The organism is Streptomyces sp. TLI_053, from assembly GCF_900105395.1.
Taxonomy (GTDB): Bacteria; Actinomycetota; Actinomycetes; order Streptomycetales; family Streptomycetaceae; genus Kitasatospora.
Genome location: NZ_LT629775.1, coordinates 9438550 through 9463969, shown reverse-complemented (window position 1 = coordinate 9463969; position 25420 = coordinate 9438550). Strand labels below are relative to the sequence as shown.

The following is a 25420-nucleotide window of genomic DNA, read 5'->3' as shown; positions in this document are numbered from 1 at the left end:
CGCTGTCGGACGGGGCTCCTAGAGTGGTCGGCACACCGAACAACCGGAGGATCCGTGTCCAGCCATCCCGGCGTGCGCGCGCTGTTGGGCGTGCTCGCGCCATGCAGACGAAGCAGCGAAGGAGCCCCTCTTGACGTGGCCGGAGCGGCGGAAGCCGAACGGCGGCTCGGGATACGGCTGCCCTCGGACTACATCGCCTTCATGGAGACCTACGGAGCCGGCTCGATCGGCGGGGACTCGCTGCTGATTGCCGCACCGTACAGCGCATCAGGAGGCAACAATGTGGTCGGCATGACCGAACTCTTCTGGGAACAGGCCCCCGAGCACTTCTCCCACTTGCTGCCCGCCGGCGTAAGTGCCGACATGCTGATCCGGTGGGGTTTCACCGAGGACTGTGCCCACTTGTTCTGGCTGATGACAGGCGAGGACAGTGACGCCTGGCCCATCGCCGAACTCCAGGAGGACGGCGGCCCGTTCACCGTCCACGGAGGCGGGTTCGCCGACTACCTGCGAGCTTGGTGCACCACTGCCGCGGAAACGTTGGACTTCATGCACTGGCGCGAACACGACCACCTCGTCGAACAGGGCCTCAACCCCTCCACAGGCCTCCCCTGGGGTGTCTGAACGGGACTTCTGCGTCGGGGTGAAGCCCGTTCGGCCATCCGTCCGAAGGAGGCCGGCCGGGCTGGCGGACAACCCGGCCGGCCTCGTTGCTCCGTCAGTCCGTCGCGTGGAGTCGGGACTCGGCGAGGGCGAGGCCCGCGATGGCCGCGAGCATCAGCAGTGTGCCGACGACCGTCGCTGCGGTGAGCCGCTCGCCGAGGAGCAGGACGGCGAGTGCCGCCGCGCTGACCGGCTCGATCAGCATCACCACCGATGCCGTGGCCGCCCGGACGGCGCCCGCTCCGGCGAAGTACAGCGGGTAGGCGAGAGCCGTCGTGACGACGGCGACGTAGAGCATCAGCAGGACGACCTGGCCGGGGCGGGCGGCGTGCGGCAGGAGGCCCTCGCCCCGGGCGAACGGCAGCATCACGGCGGTGCCGACGGCGAACGCCCCCACCGTGAGGGCGTACGGGTCCTCTCCCCCGCCGTGCCGTCCGGTCCAGCGTCCCAGGACGGTGGAGACGGCGTATCCGGCGGCGGACAGCAGCGCCGCCCCCACCCCGACGGGGTGGACGACACCCGCCCGGTTGCCCAGGACCAGGATCGCCAGACCGGCCAGGGCTCCACCGACGGCCAGCAGGCCGCCGCGTCCCACCCGCTCGCCCAGGAACAGGCGACCGCCGCCGGCGGTGAACAGGGGGGCCGCCCCCAGGGCGACGATGGTGCCCACGGCCAGCCCGGTGTCCCGCACCGCGGCGAAGTAGGCGGTCTGGAAGACCGCCAGACCGATGCCGGTGCCCGTGAACAGCAGCATGCGCCGGCCCATCGGCCTCGGTGCCCGCGGTGCCCGCGGCGCCCTGCGGGGCCGGCGAAGGGCGCGCGCCGCGAGCAGCAGTGCGACGCCGGTCAGGAAGCGCCAGAACGAGACGGCCATGGGCCCGAAGTCGCTGGACCGGTAGACGATGTCCACGGCGGCCCCGGTGGTGCCCCAGGTCACGCCCGCGAACGCGAGGCAGGCCAGACCGCGGCGCACGGAGCTCGGCGCCGTCACGGGGGCAGGGGTTGTTGAGACAGCAGTTCTCGACACGGAAGGAATCTCCAGACGGAGCAGGTGGTCGTGGTCGCGTCCGCGGGCACAACCGGTCGGCGCGTCACGGCGGCCTGTGGACTGTGGCCTGCCGCCCGGCTACGCGCTGGTGTCGATCGCGACCCGCCTCAGCGGACGGGAGGCGCGAGAACTGCTGCACACATGGGCTCGATCCTACGCCGCAGGCAGGGCCCGTCCTCCCGGGGTGGACCCGGTGGCGCACGGGCCGGTGGGACGCGGTCGCGGGTCGGCGGCCGTCACCCTCGCCCGGGTGGCCGACGGCGGATCGGTACTGTGGCCGGACACCGCGTTGAGAGGTTCCCTCCCCCATGGCCAAGAACGCCGCCGAACCACGCCCCGCAGCCCGCAGGCCCCTGCTGCAGCTCACCGGCGTCAGCCGCTCCTACGGCGAGCGGGAGGTGCTGCACCCCGTGAGCCTGTCGCTGGCCGCCGGAGAGTGCGTGGCGCTGCTCGGACACAACGGATCGGGCAAGTCGACCCTGCTCAGGGTCGCGGCCGGACGGGACGCTCCCAGCAAGGGCACCGTGGTCTTCGACGGCATCCCGATGGACGAGAACGACCCCCGGGTCCGGGCCAGGGTCGCGGTGGTCGGCGACACCGTCGCCTGCTACCCCGACCTGACCGTCCGCGAGCACCTGCTGCTGGTCGCGGTCGCGCACGGGGTCGCGGACGCGCCCGACTGGGTCGCCCACGTGCTGGAGGACCGGATGCTCACGGAGCGGGCCGACGCGCTGCCCTCCGCGCTCTCCTCCGGGCAGATGCAGGCGCTGCTGCTGGCCTGCGCGCTGGTGCGCCCGCGCGATCTGCTGCTGCTGGACGAGCCCGAGCAGCGGCTCGACCCGGACGCCCGCCGCGCCCTCGCCGACCTGCTGAAGGCCGAGCTGGCCGACGGCGTCGCGGTGCTGCTGGTCACCCACCACACCGACCTGGCCCTGGACGTGGCCGACCGGGTGGTGGTGCTGGAGGACGGCAGGATCCTCAGGCAGGGCGCCACCCGCAAGGTGCTGGCGGCGGATCTCGCGGCCCGCACCGCCGCCGGATCGGCGGGTACCCGGTGACCGCCGTTCCTGCCCCGGAAGCAGCAGCCGGGACCGACGACGAGCGGACCGGAGAGGACCGGACGGAGGAGGACGGGACGGACAGCGGCTCGACGGTCGGTGACGAGACCGACACCGATTCCGACGACGACCCGATCGACGACGACTCGATCGACGACTGGACCGACGAAACTCTCGCCCTGCTCCGCGCCCTGCGCGCCCCCCACCGGCGCAACCGCGCCAAGTCGGTCGGCTTCGCCGTCTACTGCGTGATCCTCGTCCTGATCATCTGGGGCGGCGTGCCCAGCCTCGGCCTGTTCCTGCAGGCGTCCATGGGCGCCGACTACACCGGCCACGGCGCCGATCTGCTCGCCGCGATGCCCTCCGGTATCACCGCGATCGGACTGGTCACCTTCCTGCTGCTGGTCCGGGACGGCCTGTGGCGCGGCCCGGTGGTGCCACCCCGGGCGGCGGCCGACTGGCTGCTGATCCACCCCGTCCGGCCCCGCCCGGTGCTCCGGCCGTGGTTCTGGCTGTCCTGCGCCGTGGCCGCGTTCCCCGGTCTGGTGGCGGCGGTCGGCGGCATGGTCGCGCTCGGGCTCACGGTCCGGACCGGACTGCCGGCCGCGCTCGGCTGGTGCCTGCTCGGGGGCCTCTGCGTGCCGCTCCTGGCCACCTGCGCAGCGCTGGTGGTGGAGCGCAGCGACCGCGCCGCCCGCTGGGTGCGCCGGCTCACTCCGGGTCTGACGCTGCTGATCATGGCGCTGGCGGGGCAGAGCGCGCTGGCCGTCGCCGGTCACCCGGTGCGCTGGCTGGAACTGGTCGAACTGTGGTCGGGGCCCTGGGGCTGGGCCGCGATCGCCGCGCTGGCGCCGACCCCGGCCGCCGTGGCGGGCGGCTGGGTGGCCGCCGCACTGCTGCTGGTGTCGACCGGTGCCGCCCTGGTGCTCGCCGACCGGGCCGCCGCGACGGTGCCGCTGGCCCGGCTGCGGGAGCGGGCCAGGACCGCCGCCGGGGTGCTGGCCGCGCTCCGGACGGTCGAGCTGCGCAGCGCGCGGCTGGCGGTGAACAGCGCCAACGGCAGCGCCCGGCAACGCCGGCTCCGGCTGCCCGCGCCCCGGCGGGCCTGGCTGGTGGTGCCGTGGCGGGACACCCTCGCCCTGCTCCGCTCCCCCGCCCGGCTGGGCCGCGCGGCGGTGCTGACCGTGCCCGCGCTGCTCTGCGCCGTCCTCGCGCACGGCGCGACGGGCGGTCTGTCCTGGCTGGCCACCGCCGTCGCGCTGATCTTCGGCTACCTGGCCGTCGCGCAGCTGCTGGAGCCGGCCCGGATCGAGACGGACGACGTCCGGCGGGCCTCCTGGTCGCCGTATCCGTTCGCCTCCCTGATGCTGCGCCATGCCGTCGTTCCGACGCTGGCCGGGGTCCTGCTGGGGCTGGCCTGCACGGGGGCGCTGCTGGCGGCGGGCACGGGCCCGGCGGCCTGGCTCGCACCGGCCGCAGCCCCGGCCCTGGTCGCGGCGGGACTGGTGAACGCCTGCCGCGGGGTGCTGCGCAAGGACCTGCTGTTCTCCCCGACCCAGGGCACCGGCGGCGGTCCCGGCCCGGCGCTGTTCGCCGCCTGGTACGCGGCCGGGCCCGCCGTGGGCGTGGCGGCGCTGACGCCGATGTTCTCCTCGGCGCTGCGCGGCGGGGCGGTCGTGCAGGTCGGCAAGGCCGCCCTGATGGCGGTGGTGGTCGCGGTGCTGCTGCTGCGCTGGGCGCAGGCCAGGGCGGCGAAGATGAGCAGGGCCCGCCCCGGGGAGAGCGCTTCCTAGACCCGTACCGCGACGCTCGACGCTCCGGACGCTCCGGGGCGCGGGGCGTGGGGCGCACCACCGCCCGGGCCCGGTCCGCACTCCTGCGGGCCGGGCCCGTGGTCGTTCGGGAGGGGGCGGCCCGGGCCGTTCAGGTCACCGGCGTCGCCCCGGTCCGGCGCGTGTCCGTCCGCGGTCCGGGTCACGGCGGCGGCGTGGGCCGGCAGCAGTCGGCGGTCCGGTGCCGACGGAGCGCCGCGGCGAGCGGGCCGGGGGCGATCGCGGGGGTGCGTCCGAAGTCCGGGTCTCGGCTGGTGGGAAGCGCCGCCAGGGCGTCCCGGACACCGGCGCACAGTCCGTGGCTGGGCCGGACCCCCTCGAAGGCGGCCAGGGCCGCCGAGCGGACGTCCTGCCGCCCGGCCAGTCGGCGGGCCTGGTCCTGCCAGTGCCCGGCCTCCCGCCGGTCGCCCCGGCCGGCGGCGAGGCAGGCGAGGGCGTGGGCGGCCTGGAAGCAGCCCGCTCCGGCGGCGAGCTGCCACCAGGTGCGCGGCCCGTCCGCCAGTGCCCGGCGCGTGGTCGCGCCGTCCTCGCCGTCGCCTTCGTGGACCGCCAGGTGGCACAGGGCGCCGAGGACGAGCGCCCCGCGCGGGTCGATCGCCGGTGTGTCCGCCAGTGCCGCGATCCACTCCGCCGCCCGGGCGTCCTCGACCACGAGGTGGCACAGGGCCAGCAGCTCGAACCGGCCGCAGTCCAGACGGACCGCCGCCGACGGTGAGGGGCGCTCCGCCGTACGGCCCGCCAGGCGGGCGGCGATCCTGGCCGGCGCCCCGTCGAGCCAGACGGAGGCCCGGCTCCTGGTCACGGGCTCCGGCAGCCGCACCTCCGCCAGCGGCGACCAGGCCGGAGCGCCCGGCTCCGTGGCCCCGGGGGCGGCCTCGGACCGCGCCACGACGGCACGGTGGATGTCGATCACTGCTCTTCCGCGTTCTCGGCGCCCTGTTCGTCCAGGCCCAGCGCCGAGGCGAGCCGGCGGCGGGCGTCGCGGCGCAGGCTGTACACCCCGCTCCTGGTGATCCCCATGACCCGTGCGGCGGTCACGACCGGGTGGCCGAGCACATAGGTCAGCACGACCACGTCGTGCTGCCGCTCCGGCAGTCCGCCGATCGCCGCGAACAGGCCGATCCCGCTCTCCAGTGCCTGGAACGCCTCCCTGGCGTCGGCCATCGCGAAGGCGAACGCGGCGGAGGTGAAGGCCGACGGCCGGGCACGCAGCACCAGCGTGTCGTCGATCGTCGCCCGCAGCACACCCCAGCAGAACTCCTCCACGTTCTCCTGCCGCAGGACGACGTCCCAGTGGGCCGCGAGGTCCGCGAAGACGTCGTCGACCAGGGCGTCGGCGGCGTCGGCGTCACCGAGGTGCAGGCGCGCGTACTCCCAGTACGCCTCGCCGTACATCACCAGCAGGGCCACCAGGTCGTCGGGGAGGGAGGTGTCCGCCGCGAGGCCGCCGACCTCGGCCCCGGCGGTCGGCTCGGGAGGTCCCTGGCGGGCCTCGGGGACCGGGGCGTCGTCGTGCGCATCCGCGCGGCCACTGCCGTCGATGCCGACCATGGGGCTTCCGTCCTCCCGCCTCCGGGGCCGGACCGACCGTCGGTCCGGACCTCGGGGCCTGCTCGGGACCAGACAATCGACCCGGCGCCTCGCATCTGCGGACCGGGCCGGGGTTGAACGGAGTTGTCCGAAGAACACGCGTGCTCGACCGTCGGTCCGCGTCCGGCGTGATCGTTCGGTCAGCGTCCGGTCAAGGACGGTCGGCGGTCGGGGGTCGACGGTCGACGGCTTCCCCGGCGGCGGCGACCGGGGCCGGGCGACGGGCGACCGGCGACCGGCGACCGGCGACGGGCGACGACCGTCGACGACCGGCGCCGGACGATCGGCCACGACCGGGGCCGGCCGGCCGGTACACAGCTGATACACGACTGCGCGACAGCGGAAGCCGCGCCACGACCGGGCCGAAGTGCCGGTCGCGGAGCCTGTAGGCACACCCGGAGGCGACCGCCCCGGGACCTTGTCCCTCGGAGTCCGGGAGGCCGCCACCGTGTCAGTCACCATCCAGTCCGAAGACCGAGACCAGGACCGAAACCCGGGCCGGGACGGCGACGGAGGCCTTTACCGCGAGCAGGACCACGACCGCGAGCAGGACCGGGACCGGCGTACCGGGCCCGGTCGGCTCCCCCCGCTCCGCCGCAGGACGCTGGGGATCCTGGCCCTCGTCGTGCTCGCCGGAGCCGGCGGTGCCACCCTGGCCACCCGGCACGACGGGGACACGGTCGCCGCCGCCGCCACTCGCGTCAACGCGGCGCCGGTGCTGCCGGCGCCCGAGGCGATCGCCGCCCTCGGTCTCCCGTGGCCGGAGGAAGGACAGTCGGCGGTCGCGGCGGCCAAGGTCGGCGTGCTCGGCGTCCAGGGACCGCAGCAGCCGGTGCCGATCGCGAGCGTCACCAAGGTGATGACGGCGTACGTCGTGCTCAGGGACCACCCGCTCAAGGACGGCGAGGACGGACCGACGATCACGGTCGACGCGCAGGCCGCCGCGGAGGCGGGTTCGGTGGACGAGTCCACCGCCCCCGTCACCGCCGGGCAGCGCCTGAGCCAGCGCAAGCTGCTGGAGGTGATGCTGCTGCCCTCCGCCAACAACGTGGCCCGGCTGCTGGCCCGGTGGGACGCGGGCAGCGAGGAGGCGTTCGTGTCCCGGATGAACGCGGAGGCCGCCCGGCTGGGGATGAGCGGCACCACCTACACCGGGGCCAGCGGCCTCGAGGCCAGCACCGTGTCCACCGCCGCCGACCAGCTCAAACTGGCCCGCGAGGCGATGAAGGAGCCCGCGCTGCGGGCCACCGTGGCCCTGCGCGACACCGAGCTCCCGGGCCGCGCCGCACCGCTGCGCAACACCAACAAACTGCTCGACCTGCCCGGGGTGGTGGGCCTGAAGACCGGTTCGACCACCTCGGCCGGCGGGAACCTGATGTGGGCGCTGGAGGTCGCCGACGGCAGGAGCGGCTCGGGGCGCCGGCTCGTCTACGGCGTGGTGCTCGGCCAGCGCGCCGGCACCACCCCCTCCGACGGCCTGCGGGCCGCCCTGGAGCGCAGCGGTCGACTCGTCGACGCCCTGCGGCAGAAGCTGCCCGCCGTCCTGCCGGCGCTCGACGGCGGTCAGCAGGAGTGGTCATGAGCACGAGCACGCACACCGGCGCCGCGCCCACGACGCCCCCGGCTGCGGACACCGCCGCGCCGATCCCCGGACCCGGCGAGGACGGCCGGCACCGGCCCCGCCACCGGACGGTCGTCCACCGCCGTCTCCACCGCCGTCTCCACAGCTACCTCCACCGTTGCCTCCACCGCGTCGTCAGCCGTCCGACCCGCCGTGCCGCAGGGCAGCGCGGGCGGCTGATCGCGGGCGCCGCCGTCGCCCTCGCCGCCCTGCTGGTCGTGAGCCCCTGGCTGCCGAACGACCCGTTCAACCTCGGCAGCCTCTGGCAGACCGTGCTGCCCTGGTCGGGCCTGGGCATCGCGCTGCTGCTGCTCCTCGCGGCACTGCGGCGCTCCGCCCTGGCAGCCGTGGCCGTCCTGCTGCCCGCCCTGGTCTGGAGCGTGCTGTTCGCACCCTCCCTGGTCGACAAGCGCGCGGGCGGCGGGGACCTCGTCGTCGTCAGCCACAACGTGAACGAGGACAACCCCGACCCGCGCCGGACGGCACTCGCCCTGGCCGCCTCGGGAGCCGACGTCGTGGCGGTGGAGGAACTGGCGAGCCGGGCGCAGGAGACCTACCGGCGCGAGCTGGCCGCCACCTACCCCTACTCCGAGGTGCACGGCGGCATCGGACTCTGGAGCAAGTACCCGCTCCAGGGGGTGGAGACGGTGGAGATCATGCCGTGGACCCGGGCCCTGCGCGCCACCGTGCTCACGCCCAAGGGCCCCGTCGCCCTCTACACGGCGCACCTCGCCTCGGTCCGGGTGCGCCTGGACGTGGGGTTCACCACCTTCGCCCGCAACGAAGCGGCGGCCAAGCTCGCCGCGGCCGTGCGGAGCGAACCGCTGCCGAGGGTCGTCGTCCTGGGCGACCTCAACGGCTCCTTCGACGACTCCGCGCTGCGCACGCTCACCGGGCCGCTGCGCTCGGCCCAGCAGGAGGCCGGTGACGGCTTCGGCTTCACCTGGCCCGCTCCGTTCCCGGTGGTGCGCATCGACCAGATCCTGGTCAAGGGCGTCACCCCGCGCTCCGCGTGGACCCTGCCGGACACCGGCAGCGACCACCTCCCGGTCGCGGCGTCCCTGCGGCTGTGACCGGCTTGCCCGCCCGCCCCGCCCCGGTGGCCGGCGCCCCGCAGCAGCCCCCCGACACCGAGGACCGGCCCCGGACGTGCTCAAATGATGACCCGACCCCCAGGCCATGACATCGGAGAGCTCTTGTCCGCCACCCGAGTACCCGACGCGGTCAGCGTGCTCCTCGTCGAGGACGACGCGGTCATCCGCCGCTCGGTCCAGCTCGCCCTGGAGCGCTACGGCTACCGGGTCGACGTCACCGGCGACGGGCTCGACGGCCTGGACGCCGTCCGGGCCGGCTCCCACGACGTCCTGATCCTCGACGTGATGCTGCCCGGCCTCGACGGCATCAGCCTGTGCCGGCGGGTCCGCGACGAGACCCTCACCCCCATCCTGATGATGTCCGCCCGCGGCGACGCCCTCGACGTCGTGTCCGGCCTGGAGGCGGGTGCCGACGACTACGTGGTCAAGCCCGTCGACATCCCCGTCCTCGTCGCCCGCATCCGCTCCCTGCTGCGCCGCGCCACCTTCCGCGACCACCCGGCCGCGGGCCCCGGGCGGGCGGACGCCGGACGGGCGGAGGCCGGGCGAGCCGCTCCCGCGCAGGAGGCGCCCGTACGGGAGGAGCCGGTGCGGGACGAGCCGGTGCGGGACGAGCGGATCGCGGCGGGCGAGCCGGGCGGCCGCGACCGGCCCTCCCCCACCGGGAACGTGCCGGACCTGCTCACCTTCGGCGGCCTGACCATCGACCCGCGCGGCCTGGACGTCAGTCTGGACGGCCGTGCCGTCGCCCTCACGCCCACCGAACTGCGCCTGCTGCTGGTCTTCGCGGAGAACCCCGGCACGGTCCTGGACCGCCGCCACCTGCTGCGCGAGGTGTGGGACTACGGCTGGGAGGGCGACACCCGGGTGGTCGACCTGTGCGTGGTCCGGCTGCGCAAGAAGATCGGCGCCGACCGCATCGAGACCGTCCGCGGCTTCGGCTACAAGCTCCTGCGGGGCTGACGCGATGACCGCACGACGCGTCGGCCCCCGCCTCCTGGACCCGCGCTCCCTGCGCTGGAAGATCACCGCCCTGGTCGCAGTCGCCTGCGGTGCGGTCGCCCTGGTGATCGGCCTGCTCGTCCACCGGGCGACCGCGGAGCGCGGCGAGCGGACCGGCCGCGATCAGGCGATCCTTCAGCTGACCACCGCCAAGCAGGAGTTCTCTCGCACCGGCCGCCGCCCCGACTACGCCTCCTTCGAGTCCCCGGCCGGTCTTCCCCAGCCACTGGCCCGGGCCGTCGAGGACACGAAGGTTCCGGGCGAGTACGCCCTCTGGTACGACGTCAAAGCACCGAACTGGTACTGGATGTGGGCGGCTGTCCAGGTCGACGACGGCCGGGTGCTCACCGTCCGGACCGACATGAGCGCCACCGTGCGCAGTCTCCAACTGCTGGACCGCAGCATCGTCAAGGCCGCCCTCGCCGCCCTGGCCGTGGTCGTCCCCGTCACCGTGCTGGCGACGGAGCGGATGAACCGGCGCCTGCGCCACGGGTCCCGGACCGCACGCCGGATCGCGGACGGCGACCTCGACGCCCGGATCGGCCGCCGGGGCCGCGCCCGGGACGAGATCACCGAGATGTCCACCGCCGTGGACGAGATGGCCACCACGCTGCAGGGCCGGCTCGCCACGGAGAAGCGCTTCACCGCCGACGTCGCCCACGAACTCCGCACCCCGCTGATGGGCCTGGTCACGGCCGCCGGGCTGCTGCCCGAGGGCGACGAGGCCACCGAGTTGGTCCGCACCCAGGTCCGCACCCTGCGCGGCCTGGTGGAGGACCTGCTGGAGGTCTCCCGCCTCGACGCCGGCGCCGAGAGCGCCCGACTCGACGAAGTCCCGCTGGGGGATCTCGTCGACGAGGTGAGCAGGAGGGGCGACGGCGAGGTCCGGCTCCGGCTGACGACGCCCGCCACCGTCCGCACCGACCCGCGCCGCGTGGAGCGGATCCTCACCAACCTCGTCGCCAACGCCCACCGGCACGGCTCCGGCCCCGTCGAGGTCACCGTCACCGGCAGCCGGATCACCGTGCGGGACCACGGACCGGGTTTCCCGGACGCCCTCCTCGCCGACGGACCGCAGCGCTTCCGCACCGGCGCCGCCGAACGCGGCCAGGGCCACGGCCTCGGCCTCACCATCGCCACCGGGCAGGCGGCGGTCCTCAACGCCCGCCTGACCTTCACGAACGCCCCCGACGGCGGAGCCCTCGCCACCCTCGACCTCCCGGACAGCTGAGAGCGCCCGGCCCGGCAACGCCGCCGGTCCGCCTCGAAGCCACCGCGACCTGGATCCTCGCCACCGACGAAGGCGACGCCGCCATTCTCGTCCAGCGCCTCTTCACCCACGAGGCCAGCGGACTACGAGCCCGCTGCAGCGGACTCCTGTCCATGGGGATACGGACACCCCCGTCTTCCTGTTCCGCGCCCACGGGTGCCACGTCGTGTTCGGCTCGATGGACCCCTGCACGACGAAGAGCTTCCCCGTCAACGGAGGCCCGCTCTTCGTCGAATTCCTCTGACCGGTCCGGCTGGGGGAGCCGCGTCGCCGGTCCGACCGAGGCTCGGACCGGCGACGGGCTGGCGCAGGTCCCTGCGGTCAGTTCAGCATCAGCGCGGACGCCTGGTTGTTGAAGCGGGCGTTATGGGAGAGCTGCCGGGCCCGGCAGCGGAGGCACGGGACATTAATGCAAACGATCACTCGAATGGGGTGGTGCTGCCGCGATGCCTGGGCCACACCGTCCCTTCCACCCCTCCCGAACGACAGCCGAATGCAGGACGACCCGCGAAGCGGGCGCCCACCTCCGGACCGACGCTCCGGTGGTCACCTGCTCCCGGCACAAAGCAGCTTCGTGATCCGCACGGAGCCGATGAACCCTTGGCTCCGCCCATCGGCGTCAGACGGTTGCCAGGAGTGCGCGGAAGCGCGTGTTCTCGTCGTCGGCGTACCGACCGAACCGGGCTGTGGCATCGCTGGTCACCACACGCACGAACACGGAGCGGGCCAACGGAGAGGCTTGAGACCACGCGGAGAACGCAGTGAGCCAGCCGAGAGCATCCCTCGGCTGCCAGCCGAACCCCATCAGCCGGACAGCGGTCTGCGCGGCATCCACCCAGGCGGGGCCGACCGCCGGCATCGCCCAGTCCACGAGGTGACCACCACTCGCGGTGACCACGATGTTGTGCGGGTTGGTGTCCGTGTGCAACAGCGCCGAGCCGCAGAGCAGTTCGGCGTCCCCCGGGCCGAGCACCGCGCGGTAGCGCTCGACCAACGGCGGGATCCGCGCGCCGACAGGTGCCGTGCACAGCCGAGCACGCTCCAGGACATCGGCAACGACACCGGCGTCCGCCGTTCCGGGCGCGAAATCGGCGTGCCGACCGTCCAGGTGGTCGAACACGACCAGGTGCCAACCGCCCGCAGCAGCCTCCCAGCACACCGCCGGCCCCACCGCCCGCACCGCCCCGTTCACCCGCACCTCGGTGCGCTGCGCCGTCACGCCCTCCCGATCGGAGACGGGCACCCCCTTGAGGAACAGGGTCCGCGTCTCGGTCGAGAGCACCAGCGCCGTCCGGCAGGTGATCCCCTCCGGCACCGTCCGCGTGGACAGCACCGCACCGAACTGCTCCTCCACCGCCCGCCGCACCTGTTGCGGCAGTTCTTCCCAGCCGGCGTGCGGATCCGGCACGCGAGACCCCTCTCCGTGAGGGGAGGGGACCCAACGGGACCCCTCCCCGAATTACATGATCAGCCCTGTGTCTGACCGCACTTGACGCAACGCATCTTGCCACTCCACATCTGGTACGAGTGCTCCCCGCCCCCGGGGCAGTTCTCCGAGGTGTGTCCCGCGATCTTGGTTCGCATGGCGTGTGCGTCCTCTCTCATCGGTGACGAACGGCCCGCCGGGACAACGGCGGCCGGAACCCGCGCCGACCGGGTGCCGTCACACGGCGACGCCCGGTCGGACGGGCGCTGGGGATGGTGCGACCGACCGGGCCGGGCAGACCGACGGACTACGCCGCATTGACCGGCTCGTCTCGGTAGAGCAGCGGAAACCGGTGTCCGAGGGTCGCAGCCGCGACGGCCGCCGGACACGACGTTCGATGTACGGCTCGGTGAAGCGGGAGAGCAGGTCAGCAGTACGGACGTGCCGCTCTGGTCCAGGACGAGAACTTGGACGCCGAGCCGGCAGGCCCGCTCCATTGACGACTCCTCGGGTGAGGTGGGGGTGCCCCATTCCTACGCGGGCATCGCACGGAACGAGGCCGAGGAGGGCTAGAAGCTCTCGAAGCGCCCGACGGCGGCACGGTCGTGCACGTCGGCGTCGTCGGACTGCTCGTTGCTCTGACCGCTGAGGTCGGGCTCACCGGGGGCGGGGGTACCCTCCTGCGAGTCGATCATTGTTGTCGAACCCTTCCCAACGACGGAAGGTCTGCCGCACTCAGGCCGTGCCACTCGTCGAAGCCGTGGCTCCGCTCTATCAACTCGCCTTCGATCTCGTTCGGTTCGATCTCACTGTCCGGGTACTCCTCGTCGCACTTCTCCGCGGTGGAAACCAATCGGAGGCCGCCAACTCCACGTTTTTCGAAGAAACTTGACAAGGCCTTCGGAACGGACGGCGTCTTCGCCCGCAAGACCCACGACGTCAAGAACTCTCCACTGCTGGAAGGGTTCGCCGAGTACGTGGCCCAGGAGGCGAAGGCCGTCGAACTGCGCTTGTTCGATCTCGGGATCGTGCCCGGCCTGCTCCAGACGCAGGAGTATGCGGAAGCAATTGCGGCCGGGGCCGTGCGTCGGGGGAGCGTCACGCAGGACCAGGCCGAGAAGCGAGTGGACTACCTCGCGGCCCGTCAGCTTCGGCTGCGTCGGGACCCGCCACCCCTTGTGCACGTCGTGATGGACGAGAGCTGTATCCGTCGGACTGTCGGTGGACCGACTGTCATGGCTGCGCAGTTGGAGCTGCTGGCCGAACTTTCAGCGCTTCCGCACACAGTCCTGCAAGTTGCGCCCTACGCCATAGGCGAGAACCGTGCCTTCGACCTGCCGGTGAACATTCTCACGCTGCCGAACAGGTCGCTGATGTCCTACGCCGAGTCGTCGCAGCAGGGGCACCTCGAACGGGACAGTGACTCCGTGGTGCCGATTCTGACGGCCTACTATCAGCTACAGGTCGCAGCCCTTTCACCGGTGGAGTCTGTGGCTCTGATCAGCCATCTACGGAAGGACCTGCCGTGAGCGAACCTGAGTGGTTCAAGTCGTCGTACAGCAGCAACGGCGGCAACTGCGTGGAGGTTGCAGCAAATCTGGCGACCTCGGCCGGCATCGTGCCGATCCGTGACTCGAAGGACCCCGAAGGCCCCTCCCTCGTCTTCCCGGCTGCGGAGTTCTCGTCGTTCCTCAGTGCGGTGCGCAATGGGGAGTTCGGCGCCGTCTGATGGTGTCTCCTCGATGCCTGCCGACCGGACCCCGTCGCAACAGTGCGGCGGGGTTCCTCGGGACCACCGTCCACCGCCGCCGTGGTCCGTCCGGACGGACCACGGCGGCGGCGAGGGCGGCGACCCCGCCGTGACCGGCGGGTCAGTGGACCGTGCCGGCGGTCGGGGCGAGCACGCCGGCGGTGACCAGGGCGATGATCAGGATGCCGAGAGCGATCCGGTAGATCACGAACGGCAGGAAGCTGTGGTGCGAGATGTACTTCAGGAACCAGGCGATCGCCGCGTAGCCGACGGCGAAGGCGATCAGGGTGGCGAGGACGGTCGGCCCCCAGGCGGGCGCCGGGCCCTCGCCGATCTTGAACAGTTCGAGCGTGCCGGAGGCGAGCACGGCCGGGATCGCCAGCAGGAAGGAGTACCGGGCCGCGGCCTCCCGGCTGTAGCCGAGGAACAGGCCCGCGCTGATCGTGCCGCCCGACCGTGAGACGCCCGGGATCAGCGCCAGTGACTGGGCGGCGCCGTAGACCAGCGCGTGCGGGAAGGTCAGCGAGTCGATCTGCCGGGCACTGCGGACGGCCCTGCTGCGGTCCGCGGCCGCCAGGACCAGGCCGAAGACGATCAGCGTGGTACCGATGATGCGCAGGTCCCGCAGCTGGGTCTCGATCGTGTCCTGGAACAGCTTGCCCAGCACCGCGATCGGCAGCGTGCCGACGATCACGAACCAGCCCGTCCGCGCGTTCGGGTCCCGGCGCAGTGCGGGCGTCCACAGTGAGCGGATCCAGGTGGAAGCGATCGCGGCGATGTCCTTGCGGAAGTAGATCAGGACCGCGGACTCGGTGCCGAGTTGGGTGACCGCGGTGAAGGCGGCGCCCGGGTCGTCCCAGCCCAGGAGCGCGGAGAAGACTCGCAGATGGGCGCTGGAGGAGACCGGGAGGAACTCCGTGAGCCCCTGGACCAGGCCGAGTACGGCCGCGTGGAACCAGCTGATCACCGGACACCCGCCGCGCATGCCCGCTGTTCGCTTCGCATCGTGTCTTCCCGTTCCGCTCGGAGGAGGAGCCCCGGGCGACGGCCCCGGAACGGGCTGCCTGCCCCCGGCTGCGCGGCGCTCGCGCTCCCGGGTGGCCCGGGGGCGCGGCCAGCATGGCGGAGGCAGGCTGAACGTTTCCTGAAGACGCAGGTCACGGTCACCGACGGGGGTCCGCTACCGCCGATCCGCCGCACGGCGCTGGACGGCCGCGAGCACCAGGGCCGCCGCGCACGCCAGCAGCGCTGCCGCGATCACCAGCGTCCAGCCGCGCCGGAAGCCGTCCAGCACGGCCTGCGGCCCGTGCGGGGTGCCGATCAGGCCGACCGTCAGCGCCACGCCCACCACCGCGCCGATCTGCCGGGCCATCGTGGTGATCGCCGAGCCGGTGGCGAAACGGGTGGGCGGCAGCGCCGCGGCGGCGGACCCGATCAGGGTGGGCAGGGTCAGTCCCACGCCCAGGCCGGTGAGCAGCAGTCCGGGCAGCAGTTCGGTGGCGTAGCCGGGCCGGAGTCCGACGACGGCGGTCCACCAGCCGATGCCGGCGGCGAAGAGCAGGGTGCCGAGCGCGGCGACCCGGCCGGGGCCGAGCCGGCGCACCAGTACGGCGCTGCCCAGGGCGACCGGGGGCACCAGCAGCGGCCCGGGGGCGATGGCGAGTCCGGTCCGCAGCGCCGAGTACTCCCAGGCCTGCTGGCACCACAGGACCGAGGTCAGCAGCATGCCGGCGAAGGCGAGGGTGAACAGCAGGGCCGAGGTGTTGGCGGCGGCGAAGACCGGCACGCGCAGCAGCGGCAGTTCGACGATCGGGGCGTGGTGCCGCGCGGAGCGGCGCAGGAACCAGGCGGTCAGCAGGACGCTAGCGAGCAGGCTGCCCAGGACCCGGACCGAGAGCCAGCCCCACTCGTCGGCCTTGACCAGGGACACGGTGAGGGTGGCGATCGCGGCGGTGAGCAGGACGGCACCGAAGAGGTCCGGCAGCGGCCCGTTCCGCTCGGCGCGCAGCCGGGGCAGTACCCGGGTGCCGACGGCGACGGCGGCGATGCCGACCGGGACGTTGGCGATGAACACCCACCGCCAGTCGGCCTCGACCAGCAGTCCGCCGAGCACCGGGCCGAGGCCGGCGGCGATCCCGCCGATCGAGGCCCAGGCCCGGATGGCGCCGGGGCGCTCGGCCGCGGGTGTGGCGTCGAGCAGCAGGGCCAGTGAGGTCGGCATCAGCGCGGCGGCGCCCGCCGCCTGGAGGACCCGGGCGGCGTCGAGCCAGCCGACGGTCGGGGCGAGTGCGCAGAGTGCGGAGGCGGCGGTGAAGACGGCCAGGCCGGCGAGGAACACCGTCCGGTGGCCGATGCGGTCGGCCAGCCGTCCGGCGGGGACCAGCAGTGCGGCGAAGACGATGGCGTAGCCGTTCAGCACCCAGGACAGGGTGGCCAGGCTGCTGCCGTGGAAGTGCTGCTGCATCGCCGGGACGGCGACGTTGACGATGAACAGGTCGAGGTTCGAGACGAAGACCGCGGCGGCGAGCACCAGGAACACGGCGCGGCGGTGGGGGCGGTCCCGGTCGGCCGGCAGGGTCGGCACGGTCGGCCCAGCCACTGGGTTTGATATTCCAACTGACTTCATGGCCCGGAACGCTAGCGGCAGTGAGTTTGAATACGCAACCCACTGTGGCAGGCTGGTGGAGTGACCCCGCACACCGATGCCCGCACACCGGCCGACCGCCCCGCCACCACCGCCCTGCCGGGCCGTCCCTGCTCCATCGCGGCCGCGCTGCAGGTCCTCGGCGAGAAGTGGGCGCTGCTCGCCGTGCGCGAGCTCTTCTACGGCAATCACCGGTTCGACCGGATCGCCCGCAACACCGGCGCCCCGCGCGACCGGCTCACCGCCCGGCTGCGCGCCCTGGAGGAAGCCGGCGTGGTCGAACGCCGCGCCTACAGCGAGCGTCCGCCGCGCTACGAGTACCACCTCACCGAGGCCGGCCGGGACCTCGCCCCGCTCACCCAGGCCCTGCTCGCCTGGGGCGACCGCTGGCTGTCGCCCGAGCCGCCCGTGGTGCTGCACCACCACCCGGGGCGCTCGGAGCACACGGGCCACCCGGAGCACCGGCACGACCCGGGTGGCCCGGACGACGCGCACGACGCGCACGGCCCGGACGACCCGGACGACCCGCACGACCCGGACAGCCCCGGCCACCCGTTGGACGCGGCCTGGACCTGCCGCACCTGCGGGGTGGAGGTGCGCAGCCCGGACGTCAGCCTGGAGGTCCGCTCCCCGGGCTGGGACCACCGGGGTCCCACCGTCCCCGGCAGTGCCGCGGCGTCAGCACCGTGAACCGGAGCAGAAAAGGGGCGGGGCCGGCACCGAGAACCCTTGGGCTCCCGGGCCGACCCCGCCCCGTCGTGCGATCAGGACCGCGGATCACCGTCCGCGATCGGCACGAGCACGAGCACGAGCACGCCCGCGGATCGTGACGCCGGCCGCTCGGACCGACATGTTCGCGGACCGGAGGTCAGGGGTGGAACCCCACCTCCGGGTCGGCCGCGTTCGGTCCGTCGAGCAGCGGCTGCCGGACGCCCTTCAGCTGCAGGTCGAAGAAGGCGGCGACGTACCGGCGGGTGAGATCGACGGCGCGCCCGCTCGCGATGGTGGTGCCGGGCTGCGGAGGCAGGCCCAGTCCGTCGATGAGCACCGGGAAGTCGGTGAAGCTGTGGTGGTCGGTGCCCTCGACGGTCAGCCAACGCTTCCAGCCGTCGAGGCGGGGCCAGCTCTTCTCCCAGCTCTCGTCCTCGGCCTCGCCGTCCAGCGAGTGTCCGATCATCAGGAACGGCTTGCCGCCGATCCCGGTGGCGGGGACCAGGACGTCCATGGTGCCGTCCAGGTTCACCCCGGCCCGGATCCGGCAGTCGGTGAGCAGGGCCGGGACGGCGGCCGCGCCACCGGCGGAGTGACCGGCCATGCCGATCCGGTCGCGGTCGATCATCCGGGCGTAGCGCCACGCCGGGTGAGTGCGGCCGGTCAGTCGGTCGATGACGAACGAGACGTCCTTCGCCCGGCTCTCGTCCACCTTCGACCAGTCCTTGGGAACGCCGCACATCACACAGGGCAGCGTCCGCCCGTCCGGGAAGGTGGTGCCGGTGTTCTCGTAGGTGTGGTCGACCAGCGCGACGACGTAACCGCGGCTGGCCAGATCCTCGGCGAGGCCGGTGACGACCGTCCGCGCGTCGATGAAGCCGGGTGACAGCACCACCAGCGGGTAGTGGCCGCCCTGTGGACGGGCGCCGGTCGCCGACCAGGTCCGGACACCGGCGAGGACCTCGGTCGGGAGGGTGTTGCCCGGCAGCCGGGTGTCCATCATCGCGCGGGCCGCCGCGGCGGTCATGTAGGGGGCCGGGCCGCCCGTGCCGGCGTGGGCGGGGTAGTACATCGACACCATCAACCGGCGCGGACCGGCGGAGGGCACCCACGGGTCCGGACGGTCCTGGTCCACCAGGTGCAGGATCTCCCGTCCGACCGCGTACGGTCCGGTCGGGCGCGGGAGTTCGATGCGGACGGCGGCCGGGTCGCTCGTCGTGGCGGGGCCGCCGGATGCGGCGGCACCGAACGCGGGGGCGGCACCGAACGCGGGGGTGGCGGAGGAGGCAGCGGCGTTTCCTGTCGGCGGCGGTGCGGCCGGGGCCGGGCCGGCGGCGGCGACGGACAGGGGCAGCGCAAGCAGCAGGGCTGCCGCGCCGACGGTGGCGCGAAGTCGTCTCATACCGGCGACGGTAGGTCGCAGGCACAGGAACTGACGTCCACTCAGCGGTGGACCTGCCCCCTCCGGGAAGGGGCCTTCGCGCCCCCTAGGGGGTTCCTCCCCGGCCGACCGCGGTCCGCCGTCCGCCGTCTGAGCCGGGGCGGTGAATTCCTCACCCGGACGCCGGACCGGGCGTTCGACCGGTGCTGGACCACGGGAAGCAGCGACTCCGGGCTGCTCGGTATGAGGAAGATCCTCGTGCCGGTGTCCTCGATCAACCGTACGATCAACGTCATCGGGCCCTGACCGGCGCGACCGCGCGGCATTCCTCACGGCTGCCGCGCGGCCGCGCGGCGGTCCGGACGACGTGCAGGCCCACGACCGACGCCGCAGCCGCCAGGACGCACGTTCCCGCGCCCTCGCCCCCGCACCCCGCGCCCCCTGGAGCGTGCCGTGCGGGCGGCCCGCTCCTATGGTGGAAGGACCCCCCGCACGGGCAGGTGGATCGTGAACGGACCCGTCATCGACTACCAGGCCGTCTTCCAGGCGCTGCCGGGTCCGGCCGCGCTGCTGACCCGCGGCCTGGTGTACGCGGACGTCAACGACGCCTTCCTGGCCGTGTCCGGACGCACCCGCGAGCAGCTCATCGGCCGCTACCTGTTCGACGTCTTCCCCGACAACCCCAACGACCCCTCGGCGAACGGTGTGCGCAACCTGCACGCCTCGCTCGAGCGGGTCATGGCCACCGGTGAGCGCGACACCATGGCCCTGCAGCGCTACGACGTCGAGGACCCCGAGCGCCCCGGCGTGTGGCACGAGCGGCACTGGAGCCCCGTGAACGCGCCCGTGCTCGCCCCGGACGGCACGGTGGCACTGCTGCTGCACCGTGTCGAGGAGGTCACGGACCTCATCACGGCCCGCGGCTCCCACGACGGCGACCGCGCCCGAGCCCTGGAGGCCGAGCTGTACACGCGTGCCCAGGAGCTGCAGGAGATCAACGAACGCCTTCGCGACGCCCACGCCCGCGAACGCGAGGTCGCCCTCCACCTCCAGGAAGCGATGCTCCCCGCGCCGCGCCCGCTCGGCCACCACCGGGCGGCCGTGCGCTACCGGCCCGCCGCCGGGGCCCTGAACGTCTGCGGCGACTGGTACGACCTTGCTGACCTGGCCGACCTGCCCGGCACGGCCCGCACCACCGTCGCGCTGGCGGTCGGCGACGTCGTCGGCCACGGACTGCGCGCCGCCGGTGTGATGGGCCAGTTGCGCAGCGCCCTGTCCGCGGCCTCCCGGGTCGCCGGCGGTCCCGCCACCGCCCTGGACGTGCTGGGCCTGTACGCCCGCTTCGTCGACGGTGCGGAGAGCGCCACCGCCGTGTCGGTCTTCGTCGACTGGACCGGGCACACCCTCACCTACAGCAGCGCGGGCCACCCGCCGCCCGCCCTGTGCGACCCCGACGGAACCGTGGCCTTCCTCGACCGCGCCACCGATCCCCCGCTCGGCGCCCGCCCGGAACACGTCCCGCGCCCCCAGGCCCGGACCGGCTTCACCGAGGGCTCCGTCCTCGTCCTCTACACCGACGGGCTGGTCGAACGCCGGCGCGAGGACATCGACACCGGGCTCGACCGGCTCGCCCGCTCCCTCTCCCGCCACCGCCGTGCCGACCCCGAGACCCTCGCCGACGCGCTCCTGACCGACCTCGTCCCCCCGGCCGGTCTGACCGACGACACCGCCCTGATCGTCCTGCGCCTCTGACCGCCAGGACCCGCACGCCACCGGTCCCTCCGACGCGAGGAGAGGGGGAGGCCCGTGGCGGGCCTCCCCCTCTCCTCGCGTCGTGTCACGGCATCACGCGACGGCGCACACGGTCACCGGGTGAGATTGCTGGTGAACTCGTTGGCCGCGTCGTCGCAGTGCACCACCTTGTTCGGCCGGTTCCCCGGGCCGTCGCCGATGACCGGAGCCGGGGCGTCGACCGCCCACGGGTTGCCGCCGCTGCCGCGGGTGGCGGCCGAGCAGGAACCGTAGGCGTTGCCGTTGGGGGCGGTGGCGGGGAAGTTGGAGAAGTTCCTCCAGTCCCCGCCGCTGATCCGCTGGTTCGACGGGCGGCCGAGGTTGTCGGTCAGCCGGTCGTCGACGTAGAGGTACAGGTCGGGCATGTAGGACTGGAAGACGATCCCGTTGGACGGGGTCGCGTCGCCGTTGCGCTGGTAGTGCGTCGGCTTCACGGACCCGTCGGCGCAGAAGGCCGCGGCGATGTCCTGCCAGATCGGGGGCGCGTTGCCGATCATGGAGCCGCCCATGTTGTTGTTCCAGGATCCGGTGTTCTTGAAGAACATCGCGTAGACGTCGCCGGCGAACCGCTTCACCGCGTGGTTGGTCCTCAGGCTCGCGTCGACCTTGTCCACCCACGCCTTGACGTTGTCGTTGACCGACTTGTGGCCGATCATGGCGCGGTAGCCGTGCACACCGCCGCCGACGGCGCGGAAGTCGACGCACTGCTTGGCGTCGTCCACCCGTGCCCCGCGGAAGTGCGGGAAGTACGCCTGCCCCGGGGTGTCACCGTCGGTGTAAGGGTGGGAGATCTGGACGTTGCCGTACTCCAGCGCGTCCTGCGTGGTGTAGTCGATGTCCGGTGCCGCGATCCCGTAGTCCGCCTCGATCGTCTTCATGATCCTGGTGACGAAGTGGGGCAGGTGGGCGTTGCCGACCCGGGCCCGGTAGTTCGACCCGGCGCTGCCGTCGACGATCTTCCCGTCCTCGCCGACCACGAACGTCACGCTCACCTCGGACTTGATCTTGTAGCTGTTCGGGTCGCTGAAGGCCTGGGAAGCGGGCCTGGAGACATCAGGACGCAGGTTGGACATCGCCATCCAGACCGGGATCGACATCGCGGGGGCGGAACCGTCCGCGCGCGGGGCCCAGCCGCCGGCCCTGATGTCCTTCGCCCACTGGTCGGCCACGTCCCACGTCTGCTGCCCCGTGCACTCGCCGACGGCCTGCGCCGTCGGGCACCGCGCCTCGGAGGTCAGACCGTGGGCGTCGGCCCCGTCCGGGTTGTTCCACAGCGGCCCCTGGTCGGCCAGGCCCAGCCCCCAGTCGTAGAGGGCCTTCATGGACCGCACGGGCGAGTTGATCTCCGTCGACACCGGCCAGTTGGAGTTCAGCTCCTGGTTCGGGTCGAACACCGCGGCCGCGGTCAGCGAACGCTGGACGAAGGTGCCCCTGATCGGCTTGAAGGCCACTGAGTTCCACGCGATGTCGCGGTCGGCGGTGCCCGCCTTCGAGTAGTTCGTCAGTGTCACCTTCGGCGTGGAACCGAACCTGTACGCGCCCAGGGACACCCACTGGCCGTTGTTCGCGTTCTGGTCGACGTACCGCTCGTACGGACCGCCGACCGCGCCGCTGATGACGTACTTCGCGTCCTTGGTCTGCGCCCCGGTGTCGGGGACGTAGGCGTAGACGGCGGCGAGGTCGTACGACTTGCCCGCCGTCCACTCGCCCACGATCGTCATCCGGTTGCCGTCGCCGCCGTAGTGGTCCTCGTCACGGGTGTGGGTGTACCAGAAGTGGCCGCCGTGACCGCCCCCGATCGAGTGCAGATCGGCCTTCGCCTCGTAGTGCTGGTCCATGTCGGCGTGGAAGGTGAACTGGAACGTGCCCGTCGAGGCGGCCGCTCCGCAGGCCGACCAGGTCGGCGTGCCGGCGGGGACCGAGGTGACGACGTCGGAGCCCGCCGGGGCGCCGGCGCACACCGGAGTGCCGTTCTTCAGCCGGTAGCCGCGGCCCGGCTCGGCCCGCAGGGTCTGGTACTTGATGTTCTCGTGCCCGCAGGTCTGACTGCAGTCGGGCTTCCAGGTCGCGTTCTCCTGGTTCCACCAGAACTGGCGGTAGCAGGCCTCGTCCGGGCAGTCCACCGGGCTGGCGGGGTTGCAGTTGTTCATCGTGTTGCAGAAGGTCCCGATCGGCGGGCTGACCCGGGAGCGGTCGGCGGGGGTGGCCCACCAGGCGGGGTTGAAGCCGGCCGAGTTGAAGCCCGATTCGCCCTTCCAGTCCTGGCGTCCGTCGGTGCCGTAGGAGAAGCCGGCGTCGATGGACCAGGCGGACCAGCCCATCACCTTCATCTGGTACGGCCAGTACTGCGGGGTCGCCGCGTCCCGGATGTTGTTCGGGTTGAGGCTCACATCCATGAACGGGTGGTCCCAGGCACCCTTCTTGTACATCGGGTTGGCGGGGTTGTTGTACCAGCCCAGGCCCCAGGCGCCGCCGTTCCGGCCGGCCTCCGACTTCGGGTTGAAGCCGAGGTTGTAGTTCCAGGCCGCCGTGAACCAGTTCTCCGGACGGGACGGGTCGTCGTTGTTGACCGTGATCCGCTGCCCGTCGGCGTGCACCTCGTTCCACTTGTCGGCGAGGATCTTCATGGAGGCGGCGATGTTGGTGGCGTAGTCGACGGCGATCGCCTTCTGCAGCGCCGGCTCGAGGCTCGTCTCGCCGGGCTTCTCGTGCCCCTTCAGCCGCATGCCGTCGGTGACCTGGCCGACGCCGTAACCGCAGTCGGACTTGTCCCAGTTGATGCGCCAGTAGCCGAGCAGCGTGTCCTTCGCGCTGTGGCCGTAGTACCCGTCCACGGCTGCCAGCGGGCTGCCCGTCTGGCCGGGGATCGCGCCGGACTCGGCCTGCCACAGGTTGGACTCCTGCGCCAGGATGCCGAGCAGCACATTGGCGGGGATCCGTCCGCCGCCCTTCAGCTCCGGGCGGGGGAACAGCCCCTGCGGGTCGATCGTGAGCAGCCCGGCCTGGCCCCGGTAGTCGCCCTGCCGGATCCAGTTGCTGCGCAACTCGCCGCGGACGGCCATGTCCACCGCCCACTCGACCTGGTTGGGCGTCGGCTGCAGCGCCTGCACACCCATGTCGTTGCGGGAGACCGAGCACCAGCGGTCGGTGTCGCGGGGGTCGTGGGAGTCGGGCGCGCCCGCGGCCGCGGCCGCGGGGGGCGTCGTCCGCGGTTCGGCGTCGCCGGTCAGGGCGGGGGACGGATCGTCGGCGGGGCTCGGCTGCGCCGGGGCGACCCGCTGCCGGACCTCCTTGCCCGTCGCCGTGACGGTCGAGGTGACCGTCGTGGTGCCGTCGACCGGGGCCGGGGTCCCGGGACGTGTCCCCGAGGGGTCGGGGGCACCCGCCTCGGGGGCGGCCGCCCCGTCGAAGCCCTTCCCCGCCGCCTTGATCCGCGTCAGTCCGGCGCGGACACCGGGGGTGAGGACGGGGGCGACGGCGAGGTGGCCCTCGGAGGAGACCTCGGTGCCCGCCGGCGCGTCGAGGCGGGTGACTCCGCTCCCCTCCACGTCGACGGTCCGGGGACGGCCGGTGAGGAAGACGCGCCCCTGCGCGCCGGACACCAGCTCCAGCTCTCCGGGGTTCCCGGTGGCGACCGTGAGCGGCTCGTCGCCGCTGCCGCCGTACACCTTCGCCCGCGCGGTCCCCGAGTCCTTGCGGTCCACGAAGCCGACGCGGTCGTCCGCCATGGGGCGGATGTCGAAGGGGATGCTGTCGCCCGCGGCGAGCCGGCTGATCGTGCCGTTGCCGTCGATCCGGACGAGATCGCGGCCCAGACCGGCCACCACACCGTCCTTCACCGGCACCGCCGACGACACCTGCCCCCGCAGCTCGCCCGTCCTGGTGACGACGGTGCCCGCCGTGTCGACGGTGACGACCTGGGTCTTGACCTGCGCCGCGTCGTTCATGTCGCGGTACTGGGTGAAGGCGGCCGTGTGCGTGGTGGTGTTGCAGGCGGGGTCGAAGTAGGCGAGCGTGGCGGTGAACGGCAGCTTCGTCACCTCGCCCGTCCTGGTGTTGACGATCGCCGTGAACGCGCCGCCCTGCATCAGGTCGGGCTTGTTCGTGAAGGCGCGCGGGGCGTACACGGCGGCCACGTGCGAGTCGTCCATGACGCACTGGTTGCCGATCCAGGAATCGGCCGGCATCCCGGGCTCCGCGAGCGCGGCGACCGTCTTCCATTCGTACGCCGCCGCCTCGTCGGCGACGAGTATCTTGAACGCCTCGGCGTCGGCCGCGCCGGTCACCGCACGGTCCTCGGAGGCCTTCCACTCCTTTCCCAGGGTCTGGTCCGGACTGTCCACGCGTAAGGAGGCGGCGGGTGGCGGCACGGCCCCGGCGGAGGGGGCCGGTGCGGCGGTCGCGGGAGGGGCTTGGAGCAGGCCCGCGGTCAGGGCCGCGCAGGCGGCCGCCGCGGCGGCCGGCAGGCATGCCCGTCGGATGGATCGCAAGAGAGAAGTCCCCGTATCTCGTCGTTCGGGGGCTGTGCCCACCCGGGCA

Annotated in this window: 20 protein-coding genes; 11 read left to right on the top strand and 9 right to left on the bottom strand. The window is 73.1% G+C overall.

Going from position 1 to position 25420, the window contains the following annotated elements; translation table 11 throughout:
- Positions 1–54: 54 nt before the first annotated feature.
- Positions 55–624 (top strand): SMI1/KNR4 family protein, encoded by a 570-nt coding sequence (locus tag BLU95_RS39295; RefSeq protein WP_159425214.1) that lies wholly within the window; start codon positions 55–57, stop codon positions 622–624.
- Between the two features lie 94 nt (positions 625–718).
- Here the strand turns inward: BLU95_RS39295 and BLU95_RS39290 are convergent, their stop codons facing one another.
- On the bottom strand, positions 719–1654 hold the full coding sequence (locus tag BLU95_RS39290; RefSeq protein WP_231978124.1) for a DMT family transporter: 936 nt from the start codon (positions 1652–1654) through the stop codon (positions 719–721).
- Positions 1655–2019: 365 nt separating this feature from the next.
- Here BLU95_RS39290 and BLU95_RS39285 point away from each other — a divergent pair, with 365 nt between their 5' ends.
- Both BLU95_RS39285 and BLU95_RS39280 read left to right on the top strand, forming a co-directional pair.
- Positions 2020–2769, top strand: a complete 750-nt coding sequence (locus tag BLU95_RS39285; protein WP_093864232.1) for an ABC transporter ATP-binding protein — start codon at positions 2020–2022, stop codon at positions 2767–2769.
- Positions 2766–4562, top strand: coding sequence for a DUF6297 family protein (locus BLU95_RS39280; RefSeq protein ID WP_231978123.1), 1797 nt, complete (start codon positions 2766–2768; stop codon positions 4560–4562). The genes BLU95_RS39285 and BLU95_RS39280 overlap by 4 nt, the downstream gene beginning before the upstream one ends.
- Before the next feature lie 181 nt (positions 4563–4743).
- Here the strand turns inward: BLU95_RS39280 and BLU95_RS39275 are convergent, their stop codons facing one another.
- Together BLU95_RS39275 and BLU95_RS39270 are read right to left on the bottom strand one after the other, a co-directional pair.
- Positions 4744–5514: a hypothetical protein gene (locus BLU95_RS39275; protein WP_093864231.1), complete on the bottom strand. Its 771-nt coding sequence runs from the start codon at positions 5512–5514 to the stop codon at positions 4744–4746.
- On the bottom strand, positions 5511–6152 hold the full coding sequence (locus BLU95_RS39270) for a sigma factor-like helix-turn-helix DNA-binding protein (protein WP_093864230.1): 642 nt from the start codon (positions 6150–6152) through the stop codon (positions 5511–5513). Before BLU95_RS39270 ends, BLU95_RS39275 begins: the two co-directional genes overlap by 4 nt.
- Positions 6153–6639: 487 nt before the next feature.
- Here BLU95_RS39270 and BLU95_RS39265 point away from each other — a divergent pair, with 487 nt between their 5' ends.
- The 4 genes from BLU95_RS39265 (at position 6640) to BLU95_RS39250 (ending at position 11139) form a co-directional block, all read left to right on the top strand.
- Positions 6640–7773, top strand: coding sequence for a D-alanyl-D-alanine carboxypeptidase family protein (locus tag BLU95_RS39265; RefSeq protein WP_231978122.1), 1134 nt, complete (start codon positions 6640–6642; stop codon positions 7771–7773).
- A complete protein-coding gene (locus BLU95_RS39260) occupies positions 7770–8885 on the top strand; it encodes an endonuclease/exonuclease/phosphatase family protein (protein WP_093864229.1) in 1116 nt (371 codons plus the stop codon). Before BLU95_RS39265 ends, BLU95_RS39260 begins: the two co-directional genes overlap by 4 nt.
- Before the next feature lie 87 nt (positions 8886–8972).
- Entirely contained in the window at positions 8973–9869 is an 897-nt protein-coding gene (locus BLU95_RS39255; protein ID WP_093865453.1) for a response regulator transcription factor, read from the top strand.
- A 4-nt stretch (positions 9870–9873) separates the two neighbouring features.
- The gene (locus tag BLU95_RS39250) at positions 9874–11139 is read left to right on the top strand and encodes a sensor histidine kinase (protein ID WP_093864228.1); all 1266 of its coding nucleotides are present in this window, start codon (positions 9874–9876) and stop codon (positions 11137–11139) included.
- Between the two features lie 658 nt (positions 11140–11797).
- On the opposite strand, the gene BLU95_RS39245 is transcribed toward BLU95_RS39250, so the two are convergent.
- Positions 11798–12586 (bottom strand): phosphotransferase family protein, encoded by a 789-nt coding sequence (locus tag BLU95_RS39245; RefSeq protein ID WP_093864227.1) that lies wholly within the window; start codon positions 12584–12586, stop codon positions 11798–11800.
- 587 nt (positions 12587–13173) lie between these two features.
- Entirely contained in the window at positions 13174–13299 is a 126-nt protein-coding gene (locus BLU95_RS45390; RefSeq protein ID WP_286158608.1) for a hypothetical protein, read from the bottom strand.
- Between the two features lie 147 nt (positions 13300–13446).
- Here BLU95_RS45390 and BLU95_RS39240 point away from each other — a divergent pair, with 147 nt between their 5' ends.
- A complete protein-coding gene (locus BLU95_RS39240) occupies positions 13447–14133 on the top strand; it encodes a DUF5753 domain-containing protein (protein ID WP_231978120.1) in 687 nt (228 codons plus the stop codon).
- Positions 14130–14333, top strand: a complete 204-nt coding sequence (locus tag BLU95_RS39235; protein WP_093864226.1) for a DUF397 domain-containing protein — start codon at positions 14130–14132, stop codon at positions 14331–14333. The genes BLU95_RS39240 and BLU95_RS39235 overlap by 4 nt, the downstream gene beginning before the upstream one ends.
- A 142-nt stretch (positions 14334–14475) precedes the next feature.
- Here BLU95_RS39235 and BLU95_RS39230 read toward each other — a convergent pair whose 3' ends face one another.
- Positions 14476–15318 carry an undecaprenyl-diphosphate phosphatase gene (locus BLU95_RS39230; protein ID WP_093865451.1) on the bottom strand — a complete coding sequence of 281 codons (843 nt, stop codon included), beginning with the start codon at positions 15316–15318 and terminating at the stop codon, positions 14476–14478.
- A gap of 216 nt (positions 15319–15534) precedes the next feature.
- Positions 15535–16953, bottom strand: coding sequence for an MFS transporter (locus BLU95_RS39225; protein ID WP_197698676.1), 1419 nt, complete (start codon positions 16951–16953; stop codon positions 15535–15537).
- An 87-nt stretch (positions 16954–17040) separates the two neighbouring features.
- On the opposite strand from BLU95_RS39225, the gene BLU95_RS44790 reads away from it, so the two are divergent.
- Positions 17041–17688 carry a winged helix-turn-helix transcriptional regulator gene (locus tag BLU95_RS44790; RefSeq protein WP_231978119.1) on the top strand — a complete coding sequence of 216 codons (648 nt, stop codon included), beginning with the start codon at positions 17041–17043 and terminating at the stop codon, positions 17686–17688.
- Between the two features lie 178 nt (positions 17689–17866).
- Here the strand turns inward: BLU95_RS44790 and BLU95_RS39215 are convergent, their stop codons facing one another.
- Complete coding sequence (locus BLU95_RS39215) at positions 17867–19111, bottom strand: alpha/beta hydrolase family protein (RefSeq protein ID WP_093864224.1); 1245 nt, start codon at positions 19109–19111, stop codon at positions 17867–17869.
- Positions 19112–19597: 486 nt separating this feature from the next.
- Between BLU95_RS39215 and BLU95_RS39205 the strand changes: the two genes are divergently transcribed.
- Complete coding sequence (locus BLU95_RS39205; RefSeq protein WP_093864222.1) at positions 19598–20842, top strand: PP2C family protein-serine/threonine phosphatase; 1245 nt, start codon at positions 19598–19600, stop codon at positions 20840–20842.
- Positions 20843–20955: 113 nt separating this feature from the next.
- Here BLU95_RS39205 and BLU95_RS39200 read toward each other — a convergent pair whose 3' ends face one another.
- Positions 20956–25224 carry a golvesin C-terminal-like domain-containing protein gene (locus BLU95_RS39200; protein WP_093864221.1) on the bottom strand — a complete coding sequence of 1423 codons (4269 nt, stop codon included), beginning with the start codon at positions 25222–25224 and terminating at the stop codon, positions 20956–20958.
- Positions 25225–25420: the final 196 nt, after the last annotated feature.